This is a genomic window from Peribacillus sp. Bi96, from assembly GCF_918698115.1.
In the GTDB taxonomy this organism is placed as follows: domain Bacteria; phylum Bacillota; class Bacilli; order Bacillales; family DSM-1321; genus Peribacillus.
In genome coordinates this window covers 1-16,660 of sequence record NZ_CAKKLV010000033.1, presented here as the reverse complement: position 1 = coordinate 16,660, position 16,660 = coordinate 1, and the positions used below count along the sequence as shown (strand labels likewise).

Here is a 16,660-nt window from a genome sequence, read left to right as displayed (position 1 = left end):
AGAATAATTGGTCACCTTTTTACCTCGGCCATCAATTCAATTTCAATCATTGCATTCATAGGTAATTCTGCTACCTGAATGGTACTCCTAGCTGGAAAAGGCTTCGAAAAATATTCCGCATAAATTTCATTTACAGTTTGAAAATCTGATAAATCAGTCACAAATATAGTTGTTTTCAAAACTGAATTCATTTCTAGACCTTTTTCTATTAAAATGTGCTTTAAATTTTCTAAACATTGTCTTGCTTGGTCTTCAATGCCTATAGCTAATTTATTAGTATTAGGATTTAAAGGGAGTTGCCCCGAAATATAGAGAACCCCTTTTGATAATACCGCTTGGGAATATGGACCAATAGGTTGTGGCGCATTACTTGTTAAAACTGCTTCTTTCATAATAAAAATCTCCTTTTTATCTACAATATTTTTCTCGTAACTTTTTGACCGTTTGTACAGATTCTTTAATTTCATTATCTTGGGCCAATAACATTTGTTCTAAAAGATCATCACTTGGATAGTATGTTGTTAAAGGATCAATCAGTTTTTGATTGAAATACGATTTTTACATCTTAAATGATCCTTTCCTTACTTCGCTTACTCCCCCCGAACCTTTAGGTCGTTTAAAAGTAGAAACATATGGATGACACATTTCTAAAATTATTCTTTGTAAAGTATGACTCCGTCTAATCCTAATTCAGCTGTTTTATATATATCGATAAAAAATTAAGCATTCATTTAATTATCTTCCAAATATCGGTTAGTTTGTTTTTTCTTTTTTAAAATTTTAACTGAATAGTTACTTATAATAAAACCTATAGCTGCAAATGCAATCATAATCAAAAATACATATCTATATCCAGTAATTCCAGGATTGTGATCCAGAATATTACCATACATGGCAAAGGCGAAAATTGAAGGAGCATAACCAACTAAACAAGCTAATGATACGGCAGCACCGCTTATTTCTTTTGGAATATCAATTTCATCTAATGGGGCAAAAAACACAGCCCGTTGAGTAAATACAATCGATCCGAAGCCAAGTGTCGCAATTATTCCTATATAAATATTCATTTTGCCATGTGGAAGCATAATAAAAATTATCATTGCAATAATGGATAAGAGAAATGTAAATCTAAGGTATTTTGTCGCTGATTTAAATTTTTTATCAACTAAGAATCCACCGATGGGGCCGCCTATCATTTTTAATCCGTATTGGTTTATAATCCCATATACACCTAATAATGCTACAGGCATTCCATAAATTTCTTCCAAGAACGGAATAAAGTAAGTTAAACCTGCGTAAACCGTATAAACGCAAAATATTGTAAATGAGGAAAACCACAGTATGGGAGTTTTAATTGCTTGAATCGCACCTTTCAAAGCTACTCTACTTTTACTAATTTCTTCTCCACCCTTATCATACGTTTCAATAATATCGTCCTCTATAAAGAAATAACTAATAATACCAACAATAATTGTAATCAAGGCAAAGAATAAAATTGCGGCTCTGAAACCTAGTGACTCAGATCCTAACCAAATAAATATACCTAGAGCAGAGAATGCAACGATTGTATCTACAACACCACGGCCAGCTTCAAGAAATCCAAACATCCTGCCTTGTTCGTCGGAGTCTCCAAGCAATTTAACGGTTTTTATCAATACTGGCCAAAAAGTAATCTCTGTAAATAAAGCCATTACTCCCCAAGAAGCTAAAATTCCATAATAACTTGGTATAGTAGATAAATAAATCCCAGTTGCACCTACACCAATCAATCCAATCGGAATTAACTTCCTTTTAGAAAATCTATCAGTGATATAAATGGAGACTACATAACCAAACATTTGTATAATAGCATATACAGATAATGCCAAACCTATTTGGGTATGTGAAAGGTGAAAATATTTTTGCATCGGAACGTAAAATGCATCTTTTAAGGATGATAATTTAAATATTGTTCCTCCTCCCAAAATTAAGATACATAAGGTAAACCATTTATTGACCTGCTTCTGTGCTACTGCCATAAACAATCCCCCCTCATAAATATGAAAGTAATTAGCGGTATTCGTTAAAACTCAAAATTGGTGAATCCGTGAGAATATTTAAGACCGATCACCCAGACGATTTCCAAAAGTCCTGCCATAATGTTATATATCCATGCCATTTTATCGCTCTCTCCTTCGGCATTGACACTTATTTTTGAACCACGAAGTTCTCCAAATATCGATAAATCGCATAAGCTACCCCATTTTCATCATTTTTAAGGGTTGTCGTTGTACAAACAGCTTTTATGACATCTTTCGCATTTCCCATTGCTACGCTGTATCCAACTTTCTCGAACATGGATAAATCATTGTTGCTGTCCCCGATTGCCATAGCCTGATCTAAGGAGCCATTCATCAAAAAAGCCAATTTTTCAAGGGCCATTCCTTTTGAAGCTCTTTTACTAGTCATTTCAATGTTGTGATCAGCAGATGAAACAACCATCAACTCATCAAACTGTTTGAATTGGTTCCATGCTTCCTCTAATTTCTTTTTATCAAAAGAACATGCTAATATGTTATAGAATTCTTCCTCCTGTTTTAAAATATCATGATAGTTTTCGACTAAAACATATCCAAACTGGTCAAATTGCCTTTCCGCTACTTCAATTAATTCTTTCATATCTGTATTCAAATCGGCGCTTTTCAACCTTTTAATCTCATTATGGAAATGTTCTCTTCCCTTTTTAAGAGTATAAATGGCTTTATCAGTAAACACTTCGTAATAATAATTCTGTTCATCTAACCATTGGAGAATAGATTCGACACGATCTTTAGTTATCGTAATAGAAGAAATGCACTTTCCGCTTTTGGAATGAGTGGTTGCACCATTTGTCCCGATTACAAATGGGGAAATCCCGGCTTTTTCACAAATTGTTTGAACATCAAAATATGCCCGTCCTGTTGAAATAACTACTTCAAAGCCTCTATCTTGGGCATATTGAATCGCCTTTATATTATCTTCACTAATTTCATTCTGGTCGTTTAATAATGTTCCGTCTAAATCTATCGCGATGAAACTCATGCTATATAGCCCCTTTTCTTATTCTATCTATTAAATTCTCTTTCTAGCTTTGATACCTGCTCTCAATAAAAATCCAATCTTAATGTGGATTTATTAATGTTCATTACTGTTTATTACGGTTCAATCATAATAACCCAATATAAACCCCACATTAATCCAATGTTAAGATTTTGTAAATCAGGTCTTAATTTGTCCAATTCACCTGCTCTTATTTTCATTATCAACTAGAAAAAAGCCTCAACAGCTGACCGTAAAGAGGGGAAAGTAAAGGCAAATCTATTAAAGATAAAGTGAAAAGTTTTTTATTCAAACATATCACTCTTTTCAGTTCGTCATTAAACAAAGCTCCTGGTTAGCTAAATAACACTTATGCAAAAAACTCTCTTAAAACAAGAGAAACAGACTGTAGACAAACTTGAACTGCCCCGTAAATGTTAGACACCAATCTAACATTTACGGGGCAGTTCAGGGAGAAAAACAAAATATTATTAATTGTAAAAAAGTTCAGGGGATGAAATAGTAAAAGAAATTTTCTGGCTATAATAAAATTATGGATGTGACTATATGACAGCTGAAAAAGGAATAGCAAAAAAAATAATATCGACAGGATATTTTGCAAGTCAAATACCAGGAGAATTTAAATCTACTACTTTAAGTGAAAATATTGATGTACTTGATTTAACAAAATCAAAACTATCAAAGGAAGGTTTAAATAAATGGTGTAAACTAATAGATTTTTCAATACCGAAAACGGAAAACCTCCGAAGAGCTCTATCAGTTCCACTACTGATCAGTCGCTAAGATTTTTCATTAATAACACTATCTGCCTCATTTTATATTTACTTTACTGTTAGGGATTCCATAAAGTGTATATATATCAAGTAGAGATTTTTATTCTTCAAAGAAATCCAAATCAATTTTTTTTGTAACAAAAACTTCTTCATCACTAACCCCAACATTATATTTAAACATTAAATCAGTTAGCTGTTGGCCATCAATCAGTATTACTCGCTTATCAATAGAACTAGCATATTCAATTGCACCTTGTGAAAACTTGGCAGTAGTAATAAAAATACCTTTTGATGCTTGTTTACCTATAAGGCTACCTACAAAGGTTTGAATATCTGGTCTAGATACAGTAGATTCTTTCTTCCATCTCTTAGCTTGTAGATATATCATATCTAGCCCTAAAACATCTTCCTTTATAATACCGTCTATACCTTCATCCCCAGATTTCCCAATAGCTCTTCCCGCATCTTTCACAGACCCTCCATAGCCCATAGATACCATCAATTCAACAATCAATCTCTCGAAAAAGCCTGGTGAACAACTAAGTATTTTTTCTAAAAGTAAATCTTGAGTTTCACTCTTTAATATATTAAAGTTCTCACCCATTAGTTCTAAAGGTGTCTTCTCTTCTGTACCTTCAATATCTGAACCAGTTTTTTCTTTAGACATTTTATTAATAAATTCATTAAAACTTACATATTTAGTTAAAAATTTTCGATCGATCTTAGTTATACTCGAATCATTAAATACTCTTAACCCTTCATCTGTTATTTGAAAAACAGCTCTTCTTACAACATTTATCAATCCTGCTTTATTTAGATATGTCCTCGCCCAACCTACCCGGTTAACCAATAAGGTTTGTTTGCCGCTAGGAAGAGTCTCAGCAATATCTTCTTCACTTAAATTGAAGTACCTTGCTAGAATCGTATATAAATCTTGTAATCGATACTCTTGCCTATTTTCCAACTGCTTCAAAAACGGGTACATAAAGTCTTGATATCCTGGTACTGCCATACGTTCATCCCCTTATTATTATCCTACTTCCAATATAACAAAAATTGGTTTTAAAATTCCTAATAAATAGAAAAAGGAGCAGCAGACTCATCCATAGACAAATCTCTTACTCCTTATTGTAGTTCTTGGATTACCTCATTATTTAATTTTAATTGTTTGCTTTCAATTTTACGATCTTCACCAATAGTAATTGACGAATAAGTAGATGTAACAAACGCTTATGTTCTTCTCGTATATCAATGAAAGAGGATGCTTCACAAAAAAGTCCATCAGACTTTCGGAAACATCCTCAAAATCGGAAATTCAAAATAAATGTTAGTGAAATGTGATTTTTTAAGACAGATTAACTAATATAACACGCTTGAAACAATAACCATTTTTATTCGTGCTTATAACTGAAATATTTTGTGTATGATATAGTGAAATGTGGCAAGGTATTTTTCTAAAATAAAATAACTCCTTGAGAATAATCAGGATTTTTAATTAATCTTCTTATAAATAATCTGACGTTGATATAAAATTCAAACTTTATTTTAAATCTACAAATGGAGAAAAAAATTTTTATCTTGCAGCATTTTTAATTTTGAATTTTCAACTACTTATTACGCAATTGCATATAAACCGCATCTGACCTACCAGGGCAGACTTATGTTTATTTAACTATGAATTACATTACCTATGGCTTCGCCATTGTCTTCACTACGTTCGACAACAATCTTTAAAACATGTCATATGTTATATGCAATAAACTGATGCGAAAAATTTTTAGTCCTTCCAGAACCATTTACGAATCCATTTGGCAGGAATGGCAACCAATACAGCAATTACAATAAGAACTACTTTAAGTATAAAAAATCGTTCATCTAAAGGTATCAAAATATTTCTTCCACATGTATGACGTATTTTTTATTTTGTGCAGAATGTAATTCGGTTTGCATTTCCATATGTTTATCTTTCAAAAGTCTATGTACAATTGAACCGTATTTTTTACTAATCGACTTTTCTTGATAATGACTATATTTCATACGAACAACTCCCTTTTATTGATGATTTTAGTCAAGTCTTCTTTTCTATCCAAGATGTTGACACAAAAAATCTAAAAAGCATTACTATAAGAAAAAAGTGGAAGGGTTATTCCTGAGAATTTACTTCTTTAACTTCTTCTTGTAAATACTCTAATTTCTTAATCAATTCATCGTATTTTGCAGAAAGAGTTATAGCTCTGTACATTGTATTTGGATTGTTTTTTAATTGCTCGATATCGCCTTTAGTGAAGTTTCTTGAGTTAAATGAACTGAAAACCTTTCTACGTATCACAAAAGAACAAGGATTAAATCTATACTATCTATGTTTTGCTACTTTGGCATATACCGGTATGCGCTTAGGCGAAATGTTAGCATTAAAATGGACAGACCTGGACCTTACTAAGAAAACTATAAGAATTACCAAAACATACTATAATCTGAATAACAAAAGTACAGGTTATCAACTCCTAACTCCAAAAACAAAAAAGTCAATTCGCACAATCATAATTGACGATGGACTTGTCGCCTTATTCAAAACACACAAGCGTGAGCAGATGGAATTGAAAATGAAACAACGGTTGGTATATGCGGATCAAGATTTCATTTTTGCTGAAAACATCGGGCATCCAAGGGTTATGAAGCAAATGGTATTGCGTTTACAGCGTTTAATTAGGCATTTGGATGTAGACAAGCATATTACCCCCCACAGCTTTAGACATACTCATACATCCCTTCTCATTGAAGCTGGGGCAGGCGTAAAAGAGATTCAAGAAAGATTAGGGCATTCAGATATAAACACGACGATGAACATTTACGCTCATATGACAAAAAATATCGAAGAAAAGACCTCCCATAAGTTCAGTGAACTTACGAAAGGTCTCCTCTAATTGGTTGAAGTAAAGTTGTTTAAAAACTGAAAGTTAGCAAAAAGTTAGCATTTCACTAATCTCCACCTTACAAACCCCTATATACCAAGGGTTCTAGGCGATGATTACATCATGCCGCCCATTCAATTCATAATTTAATAGCCAGTAATAAAGTAATAATATCAACACATTTGGTCAAAGCCACCTAAAATAACTTCACTTAGTGTCATGATATTTCAATGTCAGGTGAGCAAATAGGTGAGCATTTTCAATTATATTATAACTGATATGAAGAACCTGAAAAAGCCCCCCCTATTACAAGAGGAAGCATAAACCTAATCCTATATTTACCGGAAGGAGAAAAAATTATCATGAAAATGAAAAAATCCTTAAATCGAATTCAAACTGCATTATTAAAGAAACATATAAATGAGTTTGAAGAAAAAGATGGCATTTTAACTGAGGCTTTCATTTTAGAAGGAACAGAAGATATGATTTTCTATGTCTATAAATCTCCCTGCAAAACTGTGAAAGGTGCAATTTTATTATAAAAATTGAGAGGAGATTTTATAAATGAACTTTCAAAAGATTCTTAATGGGTGTCTTGTTTTATTCCTTGTATTGAATGCTTCAGCTTGTGGGAGTGATGGTGTAAAAGGAAATGGTAAAACAACTGAATTGAGTCTAGAGGAAGCTAAGAAGTTTAAAACAGGCTTTTTATATGTAAGGTCACCATTTGAGAGTAGAAAAGAAGAAGAAGATTTTAAAATTAAGGAAATTGAACGTGTAGCTAAAGCAAAAAACATTGATTTAAATATTTATTATGCTAAGGAAGATACTTCAAAACTTGGCCTAAAACAAAATTCGTTAACATTTGCTTTTTATCAAGATGGTGAAGTAAAAAAGAAACTAGATTTTATCGATCTCTCAGAAGATGATATTTATTTGGAAGTAGCAACATTTGTTCAAAGTGTGCAGCAGGAATATTTGAAATAGGTAACTAGGGGGAGATTGCATGGATGAAGAAGTAGCAAAGATACTTGATAAATTCTCTGATTTTCTCGAAGTAACCAATCCGATCAGTTATATGCTCCGTTGGATAGGATGGGTCATTATTAAGGGGCTTGCATGGCTTGTTGATTCCCTATCGAACATAACGGATTCAATCCTGGGATTAAAAATGTTTTACGACAGTGTTGAAATTACCACTTTTGTAGAATTTCTTATTCCCCTTTCTGTGATATTGATGGGGTTTTCGCTTCTCTACACAGGATATCAGCTCATTTTTCAAAAAAAGTTGGATCGTGAAGCCATTATAGTGAATGTGTTTATGATAATGTTTTTTTTCGCTTTGATACAAGAAGGTATGGATAAGGCAAATCAATTCACAGATAAAGCTATTGATGCTCTTGATGTTGTTGAAGAAGGTTCAATTAGTCAAAAAGTTATTAAAGAAAATATGACTGACCTTGCTCAATTTGACGTAACGGGTTGGAATACAACTGAACTTAAACATCCAAACCGAATTCCAAAAGATCGAATTTTCAAAATTAATATCACACAATCTATTGATAAAGATTTTGAACTTGCAGGGAAAAAAATGACAGATACAGGGCGTGAGGTTTACTCTCATCGTTTGGAGTATGACGATCTTGGTAATGCCAAGAAAGTTAAATTAGATAATGGTTTCTTTACTACCTTTAAAGAAAAATATTACCGTTGGGACTGGAACTTTTGGACAATTGCAATCACTTTAGGTATAACAGCTTTTACGATGCTGACAATCGCTATAAAACTAGCAAAACTGTTCTTTGAATTAACATTCAATTATATATTAGCAATCATTATAGCCCCTGCTGATATTCATTCAGGGCAAAAGACAAAGCAAATCCTTCAAAGTATCCTAAATACTTTTCTAGTGACAATTATGATTTTCCTTTCAATGAAGATTTATCTGATTGGTACAGAGTTTATTACCGATAAATTGGATGGTGTCGCCTATTTAATTGCTTTATTTGCTTTCTCTCTTGCTGTAATTGACGGTCCCAATATCGTTGAACGGTTATTTGGAATTGATGGAGGACTGAAATCTAGCTGGGGAGCCGTAGCCGGTGGTTATGCTGTTGCAAAAGGCGTAACCGGAGCAACAAAAGGAACTGCAAATACTCTGAAAGGATTATCAAGTGAAGGTAAATCAGCCGCATTGAAGGGTGTAAGTGGTATTGCAGGAGTTGCTGGAATGGCACAAGGCTTAAGAGCAAAAGGAACTGACCTTCCCACACAACCGGTTTCGAATGGTTCTAAAAGTGGTCATTCTGTAGATTTAAAGGCACAAGATCAAAATCAAGAAAAACAAAGTCCAAATGGTTCGGAAGATCCCAGAGAAATTGAAACTGGGACGCAAGAAGTAGCTTCCTCAATTGAACAAGAAATGGCACAACAACAACAAGAAAAAGGACAAACAGGAAAAGGGAAAGTAATAGGGTTGCATGATCAAATGGCTCTAAATGGTGTCTCCAGTAATGGAAAACGGAGTGCAGCTGTAAACAGTCCACACTTCATCTCATCTGAATCACCAAGCCAAATGAACAATGGCGATGTACAAAAAAACGAGAAAATATCAAGTGACTATGACAGTCCCAGTCCATCATCACCTTCCTTTTCACAATCAAATTTTCCTTCGGTTTCATCTGAAATGCAAGCAGAGCCTAATAAGGAAACACCACTACAAGAAAAAGGAACTGACCGAGAAACTCGTCATGTTGGAAGCCTAATTGCTGATAATGTGCAAAACAGTCAATCAGTAAAAACGGTTAAACGGACCTATCAAATTGGTCAAAATACAGGAGAAAGTGTAAGAAACAACATCGCTAAGTATCGTCGAAAAAAACAGTAAAAAAGGAAAATTAAAGAGAAGGTTCCCTTCTCTTTTTTTAAATAACAACCAACAAAAGGGGGACTTGAAGGGGACATTGGTCGAAAATAAGGGGACTTAAAGGGGACATTGATTAGCATTTAGTGATATCACTAAATACTTGCTTTTTTAATAATAATGTAAGACCCATGTCAGCCCACCTATATTATTCATGAGCCCCACGTCAGCCCACCTGAAAGAGATTAACGATATCATATAAAACACTAGGCTTTGCCTAGGATATCACCCTTGGTGATATCAGTTTTTCCTTATGCTCTTTCTCACTCAATAGCCTTAAAATTCGAATTTTGTATTCTACTCAAAAGGAGAGTTGACCAATGGATATTTTTTTAAGAAACATAGACCCAATTGCAGTAAAAAAATTTGATGAAATGGCAAAGAAAAAATCTATTTCGAGACAAGAACTTTTAAAAGCTGTCATTGAAAAATCAGCATATGAAAAGGAACAAAATGAAAAAGACATGCGAAATGAAATGATTATTTCAAAAAACATTATAGTCATGGAAAAAATGACAGAAGCTGTTGAAAGGCTTGAGAATTTAATGTACGAACTCATGGAGGAATAAACAAACCATTTGATATATTTTCTTGAAGAATTTTTGTTAAATTCAAAATGGAAAAGAGCAAATAAATTCAAGGAATAATAAATAGAATATTGAAATTCATAATTAAAAAGGAAGGATTTTCCCTCTTCCTTTTTTCTTCTAAGTGCTAATCGATATTAAAATGTAATCTTTTAAAAAATAACGTCTTCTTTTTAGTTTTATTTTCTACTCCATTTTCATCATAAATCATAAGAGACGTTTTCCAAGTATTCCAGTCTTCGGTTGCAGGGATTAAAAACATGCACAGATAATTTTGGTCTTTTATTAACCCCCCCCTAATTAATAAAAATCTTGTATTTTATATTTCTTTTCCACGTTTCTCAGGTATTGAGTAGTATTCTTGTTAAATTCTTTTATCAATTTGTTACAATACTCCAAATCATCAATAAGAGGTTTAAATTTTTTAAGATTGCTAGGTTCCTCCATGAGTACATCATATCCAACAATGACCGAGTTGATGGCACTTGTGATTGTGAAGTACCTGCTTGTAAAGTCATAAGGGATATTTGCTCTCTCTTTTTCTAAAAATGAATGACTTTTTTCGAAAAAACCTTTGCTAGCTGTAAGAAGGTTTAAAAGTTCTTCGCCTATTTCTTCGTATGCGAGCACGCTTCTTAAAACCTCCACTGTCATATCTTCCGCCTCAGATAGTTGAATCAATCGATCATTAATAACTTTCATTGTACCGTAGCAACGAAAATTAAATTCCTTGTTTTTTTGCCAGTTGTTGTAAATCAATATTCCTACTGCTACCGAACCTGATATAAATGAACCGATTAATGAACCATAAAAACTGGGTGGTAACCCTGTACTTTGAACTGCTGCTCCTATTAAGAACATATCTTTCCCCCGAAAATTAGCTTTTTTTCTTTATTATCGCATGTAAAAAAAACAATGGAAATGAATACAAACAAATAAAAAAGCCCTCTTAATTCTTTGGTTTAAGAGTTGTCCAGTCCAAAATATTAATTGATTAATTTTAAAAAGGTAAATCATCTTTTATTATAGGGCGTACCTTTCTTACTAAATCCGTAATGGCATTTTCTCCGTTGTAAACAACACTAACAATTTGAAAGTCGCCTGGATAGCGAACAGAGCTTTTTATCTTTTGTATCCACTCATAAGCTGATACAGCAGCAGTCCATTCCGGTTCTTTTTTAAAGTCAGTTGTTATTACTGAACAACTACCAGACTGTAAGAACTTAGCACCGTTCGCAAACAATTGAACCTCAATCTGAATTTCCATTTGTATACTCCTAGATCTCTGTGGCTTTTCCTTCCTGAATTTAAAATGGACTTTTTTTAATCCTCAACGATCACACTAATAATTTCATTAAATTTAATTTTCTCGAAGGAACTATCTTTCTTCTGAATACTTAACTCTTTCGTGACAGGATCAATATACACACAGTATCCATGCAGTTCAATTGGATTTCCCTCGTTATGCAATCTAAAGCTTATCGGTAAATGATATTCCATTGCATAATGAATGTTGTTTTCAAACTCTTCAACCTGGTATTCATCAAGGATAGGTTTTTTATTTAAGAAATAATCGTCCTTATCCTTTTTTTTATTTAATGCTTTATGTTCTGGTAACATCAATGCTGCTTGCCATTTAATGATTCCTCTATCACGAATTGTACCCATTAGAAAGATACCTCCTTTTCATTTATTATATACGAACTAGTGTTCTTATGGGAGGTAGAAAAAAATGGCTATTCCACCCTAGAGTATTTAATGATTACATAACACAATTGTACAATTACACAAATTCGAAATGTAATGTACGAAGACACAAAGATAAGTACATTGGGGACATGAATTTGAGTACATAGAGTTATTAATCCACTCAAAACCGCACCAATTCAATCACTAAACTGTTTTGAGATACAAAATCGAGTACATTATAAACAATACAGTCATAAAAATTTATCTGTAAACACAAAGGGGAAGGCAATATCTACACCCTCCCCTTTTTCGAACAACATATATTTTTAATCTTCTTGATTACTTTATAAAAAGATTGATTATTTTTGTGATCCTTATAGAACTACGCACCCGTTAGTTCAACAAGGTTTTTACCTTTTTCCTTAGTTCTTCAATTTCTTCAATTATTAATTTTGGATATTCTTTAGGCGTTGTGTTCTTTGTATTTTTTTCCTTAAACACCTTGAAATCATTCAATGTAGTCCAAAAGTGTGTTGCTCCATCTAAAATGGCCTCTAAGAATTCTCTTTTAGGTAATATAGCTTGTGCAAACACCTCAACAGGTTCCCAATCCCCCACTATAGAAAACTCCAATAAACTGCTGTTTATTGAAAGTAACTTCATAAGATATGGATCGATACCATAAGGTTTTTCAACGCTCTCACCGTCTAAATATTGCTCTATACCAACTATATAATCAGTCCATAAATCTAACCCACTAGGAATATCATTTCCTACAACAATTTGATCATTATACTGAATCTTAATATGCATTTGAATATGCTCCGGAGTAAATTTTCGATGTTCAAAGATTTCTCTTAATTTAAAGGAATCATCTAAGGATATATAACTCTCTTCACCTTCACTAATTTCAACTAAAAATGTACTTATTTTAAACATCATTAAACTCCAATCTTTAATAAATTTTATAGCTATACTAACAAGTCCCTTTAGTTGCATAAATAAAAAGCTGCCTTAAAGACAGCTCCGATCTTCAGCTAACGCACCCGTTAGTTTAAGTGTTATACTTCACAAATTATTAAAAAATATTTAATTCTAGAAATTCATCAGTTTCCATAAAACCAAACTTCTTATACACTGGTCTACCCATTTTTGAAGCCCCAAGCCATATTTTTGAAATACCTGAAATCTTAACTTCATCAACTAATTTAGTTAACAGCTTTGTTGCGATTCCTTGCCCACGATAATTTTCATTAGTATACATATTTGTGATATAAGCCTTTTTTCCAGTCTTATTGGTGTAACAAGGTGGAAATTCATAAAAAATTACTGCACCACAAGCTATAATTTCTTCATTATCTTCCACTAGCCATTGAATTAAAGTACCATCACTTAGTTTATTTTTAAAGAAAACATATAGTTCTCTATCAATATCTATATTAGGTTCTATCCCCTCATCAACTAATTGCTTTTTTCTTAACTCGACCAATTTATCAATATCATCGATATTTGCTTTACGATATTTCAACTTCTCACAACTCCTTTATAAAATTACAACTGACCAGCCCCATAGCATAATTAATTCTCATCATTTTACCATTGATTCTTATTAAACTAAACAAAAAAGGTAAAAGTTCCCTTTCCTTATTGATTTTACCAAAAGACCATTTCCCTTATAGAAATAACCTGCCCCGTTAGTTCCATAATAGAAAACTGCTAGTTAAAGAACGTTTATTTCTTATCTCTAATTTCTTCTAAAATTTCTATTACACGATTGTTTTGTTTTTCTATATTCTTTAATCTTTTTTCAATAATACTTGAAGAAAAAAATACAATAAGTACAAGAGCTATTATCCCAACAAATAATTCCATATTTATCCTCCATTGAATTCAGTTTATGTTTAAAAGTATAACTTTACTAACCTATATTTTCCAGATCTGTTATGCAACTAACCTGCCCGGATAGTTCCATAAGAAAAGGAGCTGCTAATCAGCTCCTGATAATGAAGTAAAGCACCTGTTAGTTCATTAAGAAAAGCGATTCTTATTAAAGAATCGCGCCCTTTTCTGGAATTACTTGCTTGAATAAGCATATTAGATAGCTTTTCAAAAATCGCCCCATTATATAGAATTTTTCATTTACCTATATTACTCAGTTCTCTTGCTAAAATGGAACGCCTTAATCCTTTTTGTCGTAAAAATTCTTTTATCTCTTGTGGAGTTTGATAGGAAAGGCGAAGATGATAATAGTTAATGTATTCTATTAATGCAAAGCAATACAAAAACAAATAAAACCCGTTAAAATTAATTGGAGAGTAATTAGTATTTTTCAAGAATATAATAAATCCTAAACATAATAAAAAGACATTGATTCTTCTTAACCACAGGAAAATATATAATTGGCTATCGGATAAATTGTAACTTTTGTTATCCTTGACCTTTCTCCATTTTAAGTACCAATAGATACTACCTTGTAAAAGAATAAATTCGAGCAAAATAAATGCATAAATATTTTGCATAGAAGTTAAATAATGATCAAATTTATCCAATATATAGATATATATAACCCAAATAAAAGCAAACATTATTAACGCTGAAAATTCACCAAACATTAAGTTAAATAGTTTCTTTTCAACCTTCTTCTTCATCAAGTCCTCCTTATTCTAGAAAACTGCCCGATTACTTAATACCAATTATTTCAAAATAAGCAATCTAACTCAATCTTTTTTTTTCTACAAGGACGATGCTTACCCTTATTTCGGATAAGCGCCCGATCATTAACAAAAAAGCTTATTGTTTTCCCTGCATATTGGGGTACAGACACATGCCCATCAAGCTAACAACGTAAATGACTAGATATGAAATGATCCTTGTTTCAAAACTAGCGAGTGATGGAATAGTAGGCATGCCAAAGAATCCTATTAAAACGCGATTTTTTCGCTAGGCAGCTTGTCTATGCTTCACCGTCGTTTCATACACGACCCCTAGAATATCAAATACGGTCATCTTCTTATACCGATGACATTTACGACCGTTCTTTTTTAGCAGCTGATAAAGGCGATGCAGGATGTTCAAAAGTTCTTCTGTGCCAACTGCTATCGCTTGAAACAGTAACGGAAAGTAATCTTTAATCATATAAATCGCTTTGTATTCACTCAACTCCTGCTTTTTCTTTTCAAGCAGAAGCTGTCGCATTTGAAACATCGTAGAAGAACAGAGGAGAATGCCAATGAGTTGTCCATATAAATGGCACTCTAGGCGTTCTTTTTTGATCGTTTTGCATTCATCGATTTCAAAGAATGACTTCCATGTTTTAAATAAAATCTCAATCTGCCAACGCAGGGAATAGAGGGAATGGACATAATCAGTGGGGACTTCTTCTGGCGATGTGTTCGTGATATAGACGTTCATTCCCATCAAGCGCTTACTTTTCTCCTTCATGACAATGCCTTTCTTCTTTTCACGTATCGCTTGGTTTTTCAGGCGCGTTTGCGTTTGGTTGTCGGTTAAACGATGAATCATGACACGTGCTGGAAGCTTCTGATTTTGGCCCATGTATGCCTCGGGGATTTCTATCGTTTCACCAGGGGGTAGACCAGACATCATTTGTGTCATATCAAGCTGGATGTATTCGGTTTGCTTTTTTAACGTGCCATTGTTGAAGTATTCGGGCTCAGGGTTCTTGATATAAATGCGTGTATTCAGCTTCAACCGCGAGATAAAGTAAGCCTCTTTATCATGAATGGCTTGTAAGTCTCCTAAATCGAAGTAACCAAGATCACGCAAACACAAATCGCCTGCCTCTACGGTTTCAAGGCAGATGGTACCGTATGTTTTATCATTATTCTTTCCTGGTCCAAGTTGCACGTTAAGAAATTGACCACTAAGTAAATCATATTCCAATTGGATTTTCACGCCTGCCGTATGACTACTCCCACCAGAACCTCGATAGTCAGTGGCGAAATGATCAGGCAGTTGAAAAACTGTCGCATCTAAAATACGGATACGATTGAAAGTAGAGATAATGTGTGCAGAAAGCGATTGATTTGAACAGAGTTTTTGTGTGAGCAGAGAAGTAAAGACTTCTCGAAGAAATGCGACAGCTGCTGGATTAAAGCGTTGATTCAGCCCTTCTGGGCTTATTAATACACCCGTCGAAGCCTCTAAACGACTACATAATTGCGTAAGTGATGTACTAGCGACTTCTTGGCAGAGCCAAACGCAAAGGGCAATAAGTCCATTTGCTTGATACTTACTAGATCGTTGTACAAAGCCCACCTGTTTGGCAGTTTCTTGTATGACAATTGGAGATAGAAAACGTTGTAATTCTTGTGCAAAAAGTGTCAGTTCACTGGAGATGATAGGATTCATAAAAAAACACCATCCTTTCTCGTAAACTTCTTACAATAAGAATAGCGTTTTTTCATTCTTGAAGGTATTGTTTAAACTTAGCTTGATGGGCATGTGGTAGGACCCCTAGATGAATTTGTTTAAACTTGATAACCTCCTCAATAGACCATTTTTAGGTTAGTCAATGCCAGGAGATGATAACAAACAAAAAAAGGCCTGGTATTGAAGTGAACCCAAAAAGTTAGACACTTTATTTAATTAGGCAGCCTTGAGGGCATGAATCCGGTAATCTACCGGGCTCATGCCTTTTAATTTTACCTTGATTCGTTGATGATTGTAGTAATGGAT

20 protein-coding genes and 1 pseudogene are annotated in these 16,660 nt (G+C 33.4%); 6 read left to right on the top strand and 15 right to left on the bottom strand.

Annotated features, from left to right (window positions below; genetic code table 11):
* Nucleotides 1-11: 11 nt before the first annotated feature.
* The 4 genes and pseudogenes from LQ203_RS24875 to LQ203_RS24860 form a co-directional block, all read right to left on the bottom strand.
* Complete coding sequence (locus LQ203_RS24875; protein ID WP_230162358.1) at nucleotides 12-395, bottom strand: Rid family detoxifying hydrolase; 384 nt, start codon at nucleotides 393-395, stop codon at nucleotides 12-14.
* Nucleotides 396-731: 336 nt separating this feature from the next.
* The gene (locus tag LQ203_RS24870) at nucleotides 732-2,018 is read right to left on the bottom strand and encodes an MFS transporter (RefSeq protein WP_230162331.1); all 1,287 of its coding nucleotides are present in this window, start codon (nucleotides 2,016-2,018) and stop codon (nucleotides 732-734) included.
* A 59-nt stretch (nucleotides 2,019-2,077) separates the two neighbouring features.
* A pseudogene (locus LQ203_RS24865) lies at nucleotides 2,078-2,158 on the bottom strand (SMR family transporter); the annotation flags it as partial.
* A 29-nt stretch (nucleotides 2,159-2,187) separates the two neighbouring features.
* Nucleotides 2,188-3,060, bottom strand: coding sequence for a Cof-type HAD-IIB family hydrolase (locus LQ203_RS24860; protein ID WP_230162329.1), 873 nt, complete (start codon nucleotides 3,058-3,060; stop codon nucleotides 2,188-2,190).
* Nucleotides 3,061-3,624: 564 nt separating this feature from the next.
* Here LQ203_RS24860 and LQ203_RS24855 point away from each other — a divergent pair.
* Entirely contained in the window at nucleotides 3,625-3,861 is a 237-nt protein-coding gene (locus tag LQ203_RS24855; RefSeq protein WP_230162326.1) for a hypothetical protein, read from the top strand.
* A 90-nt stretch (nucleotides 3,862-3,951) separates the two neighbouring features.
* Here LQ203_RS24855 and LQ203_RS24850 read toward each other — a convergent pair whose 3' ends face one another.
* Both LQ203_RS24850 and LQ203_RS24845 read right to left on the bottom strand, forming a co-directional pair.
* Nucleotides 3,952-4,863, bottom strand: coding sequence for a restriction endonuclease (locus LQ203_RS24850; protein ID WP_230162324.1), 912 nt, complete (start codon nucleotides 4,861-4,863; stop codon nucleotides 3,952-3,954).
* 872 nt (nucleotides 4,864-5,735) lie between these two features.
* Entirely contained in the window at nucleotides 5,736-5,888 is a 153-nt protein-coding gene (locus tag LQ203_RS24845) for a hypothetical protein (protein ID WP_230162322.1), read from the bottom strand.
* Nucleotides 5,889-6,133: 245 nt separating this feature from the next.
* On the opposite strand from LQ203_RS24845, the gene LQ203_RS24840 reads away from it, so the two are divergent.
* The 5 genes from LQ203_RS24840 to LQ203_RS24820 all read left to right on the top strand — a co-directional run bounded on the left by LQ203_RS24840 (nucleotide 6,134) and on the right by LQ203_RS24820 (nucleotide 10,255).
* Entirely contained in the window at nucleotides 6,134-6,775 is a 642-nt protein-coding gene (locus tag LQ203_RS24840) for a site-specific integrase (protein ID WP_230162319.1), read from the top strand.
* Between the two features lie 350 nt (nucleotides 6,776-7,125).
* Complete coding sequence (locus LQ203_RS24835) at nucleotides 7,126-7,305, top strand: hypothetical protein (RefSeq protein WP_201249566.1); 180 nt, start codon at nucleotides 7,126-7,128, stop codon at nucleotides 7,303-7,305.
* Nucleotides 7,306-7,327: 22 nt separating this feature from the next.
* Nucleotides 7,328-7,750: a hypothetical protein gene (locus tag LQ203_RS24830; RefSeq protein ID WP_230162318.1), complete on the top strand. Its 423-nt coding sequence runs from the start codon at nucleotides 7,328-7,330 to the stop codon at nucleotides 7,748-7,750.
* Between the two features lie 19 nt (nucleotides 7,751-7,769).
* Nucleotides 7,770-9,650 (top strand): pLS20_p028 family conjugation system transmembrane protein, encoded by a 1,881-nt coding sequence (locus LQ203_RS24825; RefSeq protein WP_230162316.1) that lies wholly within the window; start codon nucleotides 7,770-7,772, stop codon nucleotides 9,648-9,650.
* A 356-nt stretch (nucleotides 9,651-10,006) separates the two neighbouring features.
* Entirely contained in the window at nucleotides 10,007-10,255 is a 249-nt protein-coding gene (locus LQ203_RS24820; RefSeq protein ID WP_230162314.1) for a hypothetical protein, read from the top strand.
* A gap of 318 nt (nucleotides 10,256-10,573) precedes the next feature.
* Here the strand turns inward: LQ203_RS24820 and LQ203_RS24815 are convergent, their stop codons facing one another.
* The 9 genes from LQ203_RS24815 to LQ203_RS24775 form a co-directional block, all read right to left on the bottom strand.
* Nucleotides 10,574-11,134: a hypothetical protein gene (locus LQ203_RS24815; RefSeq protein WP_230162312.1), complete on the bottom strand. Its 561-nt coding sequence runs from the start codon at nucleotides 11,132-11,134 to the stop codon at nucleotides 10,574-10,576.
* A 139-nt stretch (nucleotides 11,135-11,273) separates the two neighbouring features.
* Entirely contained in the window at nucleotides 11,274-11,540 is a 267-nt protein-coding gene (locus LQ203_RS24810; RefSeq protein ID WP_230162310.1) for a hypothetical protein, read from the bottom strand.
* A 56-nt stretch (nucleotides 11,541-11,596) separates the two neighbouring features.
* Nucleotides 11,597-11,941, bottom strand: a complete 345-nt coding sequence (locus LQ203_RS24805) for a YolD-like family protein (protein ID WP_230162308.1) — start codon at nucleotides 11,939-11,941, stop codon at nucleotides 11,597-11,599.
* A gap of 414 nt (nucleotides 11,942-12,355) precedes the next feature.
* Entirely contained in the window at nucleotides 12,356-12,901 is a 546-nt protein-coding gene (locus LQ203_RS24800) for a hypothetical protein (RefSeq protein WP_230162306.1), read from the bottom strand.
* A gap of 139 nt (nucleotides 12,902-13,040) precedes the next feature.
* The gene (locus tag LQ203_RS24795; protein ID WP_061464994.1) at nucleotides 13,041-13,490 is read right to left on the bottom strand and encodes a GNAT family N-acetyltransferase; all 450 of its coding nucleotides are present in this window, start codon (nucleotides 13,488-13,490) and stop codon (nucleotides 13,041-13,043) included.
* Nucleotides 13,491-13,693: 203 nt separating this feature from the next.
* Complete coding sequence (locus tag LQ203_RS24790) at nucleotides 13,694-13,834, bottom strand: hypothetical protein (protein ID WP_176432060.1); 141 nt, start codon at nucleotides 13,832-13,834, stop codon at nucleotides 13,694-13,696.
* A gap of 263 nt (nucleotides 13,835-14,097) precedes the next feature.
* Nucleotides 14,098-14,610, bottom strand: coding sequence for a hypothetical protein (locus LQ203_RS24785; protein ID WP_230162304.1), 513 nt, complete (start codon nucleotides 14,608-14,610; stop codon nucleotides 14,098-14,100).
* Nucleotides 14,611-14,902: 292 nt separating this feature from the next.
* Nucleotides 14,903-16,333, bottom strand: a complete 1,431-nt coding sequence (locus tag LQ203_RS24780) for an IS4 family transposase (RefSeq protein ID WP_230162302.1) — start codon at nucleotides 16,331-16,333, stop codon at nucleotides 14,903-14,905.
* Between the two features lie 237 nt (nucleotides 16,334-16,570).
* The coding region (locus LQ203_RS24775; RefSeq protein ID WP_230156708.1) for an IS3 family transposase at nucleotides 16,571-16,660 on the bottom strand (90 nt) is incomplete at its 5' end.

Coding starts and splice junctions, on each gene's coding strand:
- LQ203_RS24805 (WP_230162308.1), bottom strand. CDS start 11,941: ATGGGTACAATTCGTGATAGAGGAATCATTAAATGGCAAGCAGCATTG.
- LQ203_RS24870 (WP_230162331.1), bottom strand. CDS start 2,018: ATGGCAGTAGCACAGAAGCAGGTCAATAAATGGTTTACCTTATGTATC.
- LQ203_RS24800 (WP_230162306.1), bottom strand. CDS start 12,901: ATGTTTAAAATAAGTACATTTTTAGTTGAAATTAGTGAAGGTGAAGAG.
- LQ203_RS24780 (WP_230162302.1), bottom strand. CDS start 16,333: ATGAATCCTATCATCTCCAGTGAACTGACACTTTTTGCACAAGAATTA.
- LQ203_RS24835 (WP_201249566.1), top strand. CDS start 7,126: ATGAAAATGAAAAAATCCTTAAATCGAATTCAAACTGCATTATTAAAG.
- LQ203_RS24820 (WP_230162314.1), top strand. CDS start 10,007: ATGGATATTTTTTTAAGAAACATAGACCCAATTGCAGTAAAAAAATTT.
- LQ203_RS24860 (WP_230162329.1), bottom strand. CDS start 3,060: ATGAGTTTCATCGCGATAGATTTAGACGGAACATTATTAAACGACCAG.
- LQ203_RS24810 (WP_230162310.1), bottom strand. CDS start 11,540: ATGGAAATTCAGATTGAGGTTCAATTGTTTGCGAACGGTGCTAAGTTC.
- LQ203_RS24790 (WP_176432060.1), bottom strand. CDS start 13,834: ATGGAATTATTTGTTGGGATAATAGCTCTTGTACTTATTGTATTTTTT.
- LQ203_RS24850 (WP_230162324.1), bottom strand. CDS start 4,863: ATGGCAGTACCAGGATATCAAGACTTTATGTACCCGTTTTTGAAGCAG.
- LQ203_RS24815 (WP_230162312.1), bottom strand. CDS start 11,134: ATGTTCTTAATAGGAGCAGCAGTTCAAAGTACAGGGTTACCACCCAGT.
- LQ203_RS24855 (WP_230162326.1), top strand. CDS start 3,625: ATGACAGCTGAAAAAGGAATAGCAAAAAAAATAATATCGACAGGATAT.
- LQ203_RS24830 (WP_230162318.1), top strand. CDS start 7,328: ATGAACTTTCAAAAGATTCTTAATGGGTGTCTTGTTTTATTCCTTGTA.
- LQ203_RS24845 (WP_230162322.1), bottom strand. CDS start 5,888: ATGAAATATAGTCATTATCAAGAAAAGTCGATTAGTAAAAAATACGGT.
- LQ203_RS24825 (WP_230162316.1), top strand. CDS start 7,770: ATGGATGAAGAAGTAGCAAAGATACTTGATAAATTCTCTGATTTTCTC.
- LQ203_RS24785 (WP_230162304.1), bottom strand. CDS start 14,610: ATGAAGAAGAAGGTTGAAAAGAAACTATTTAACTTAATGTTTGGTGAA.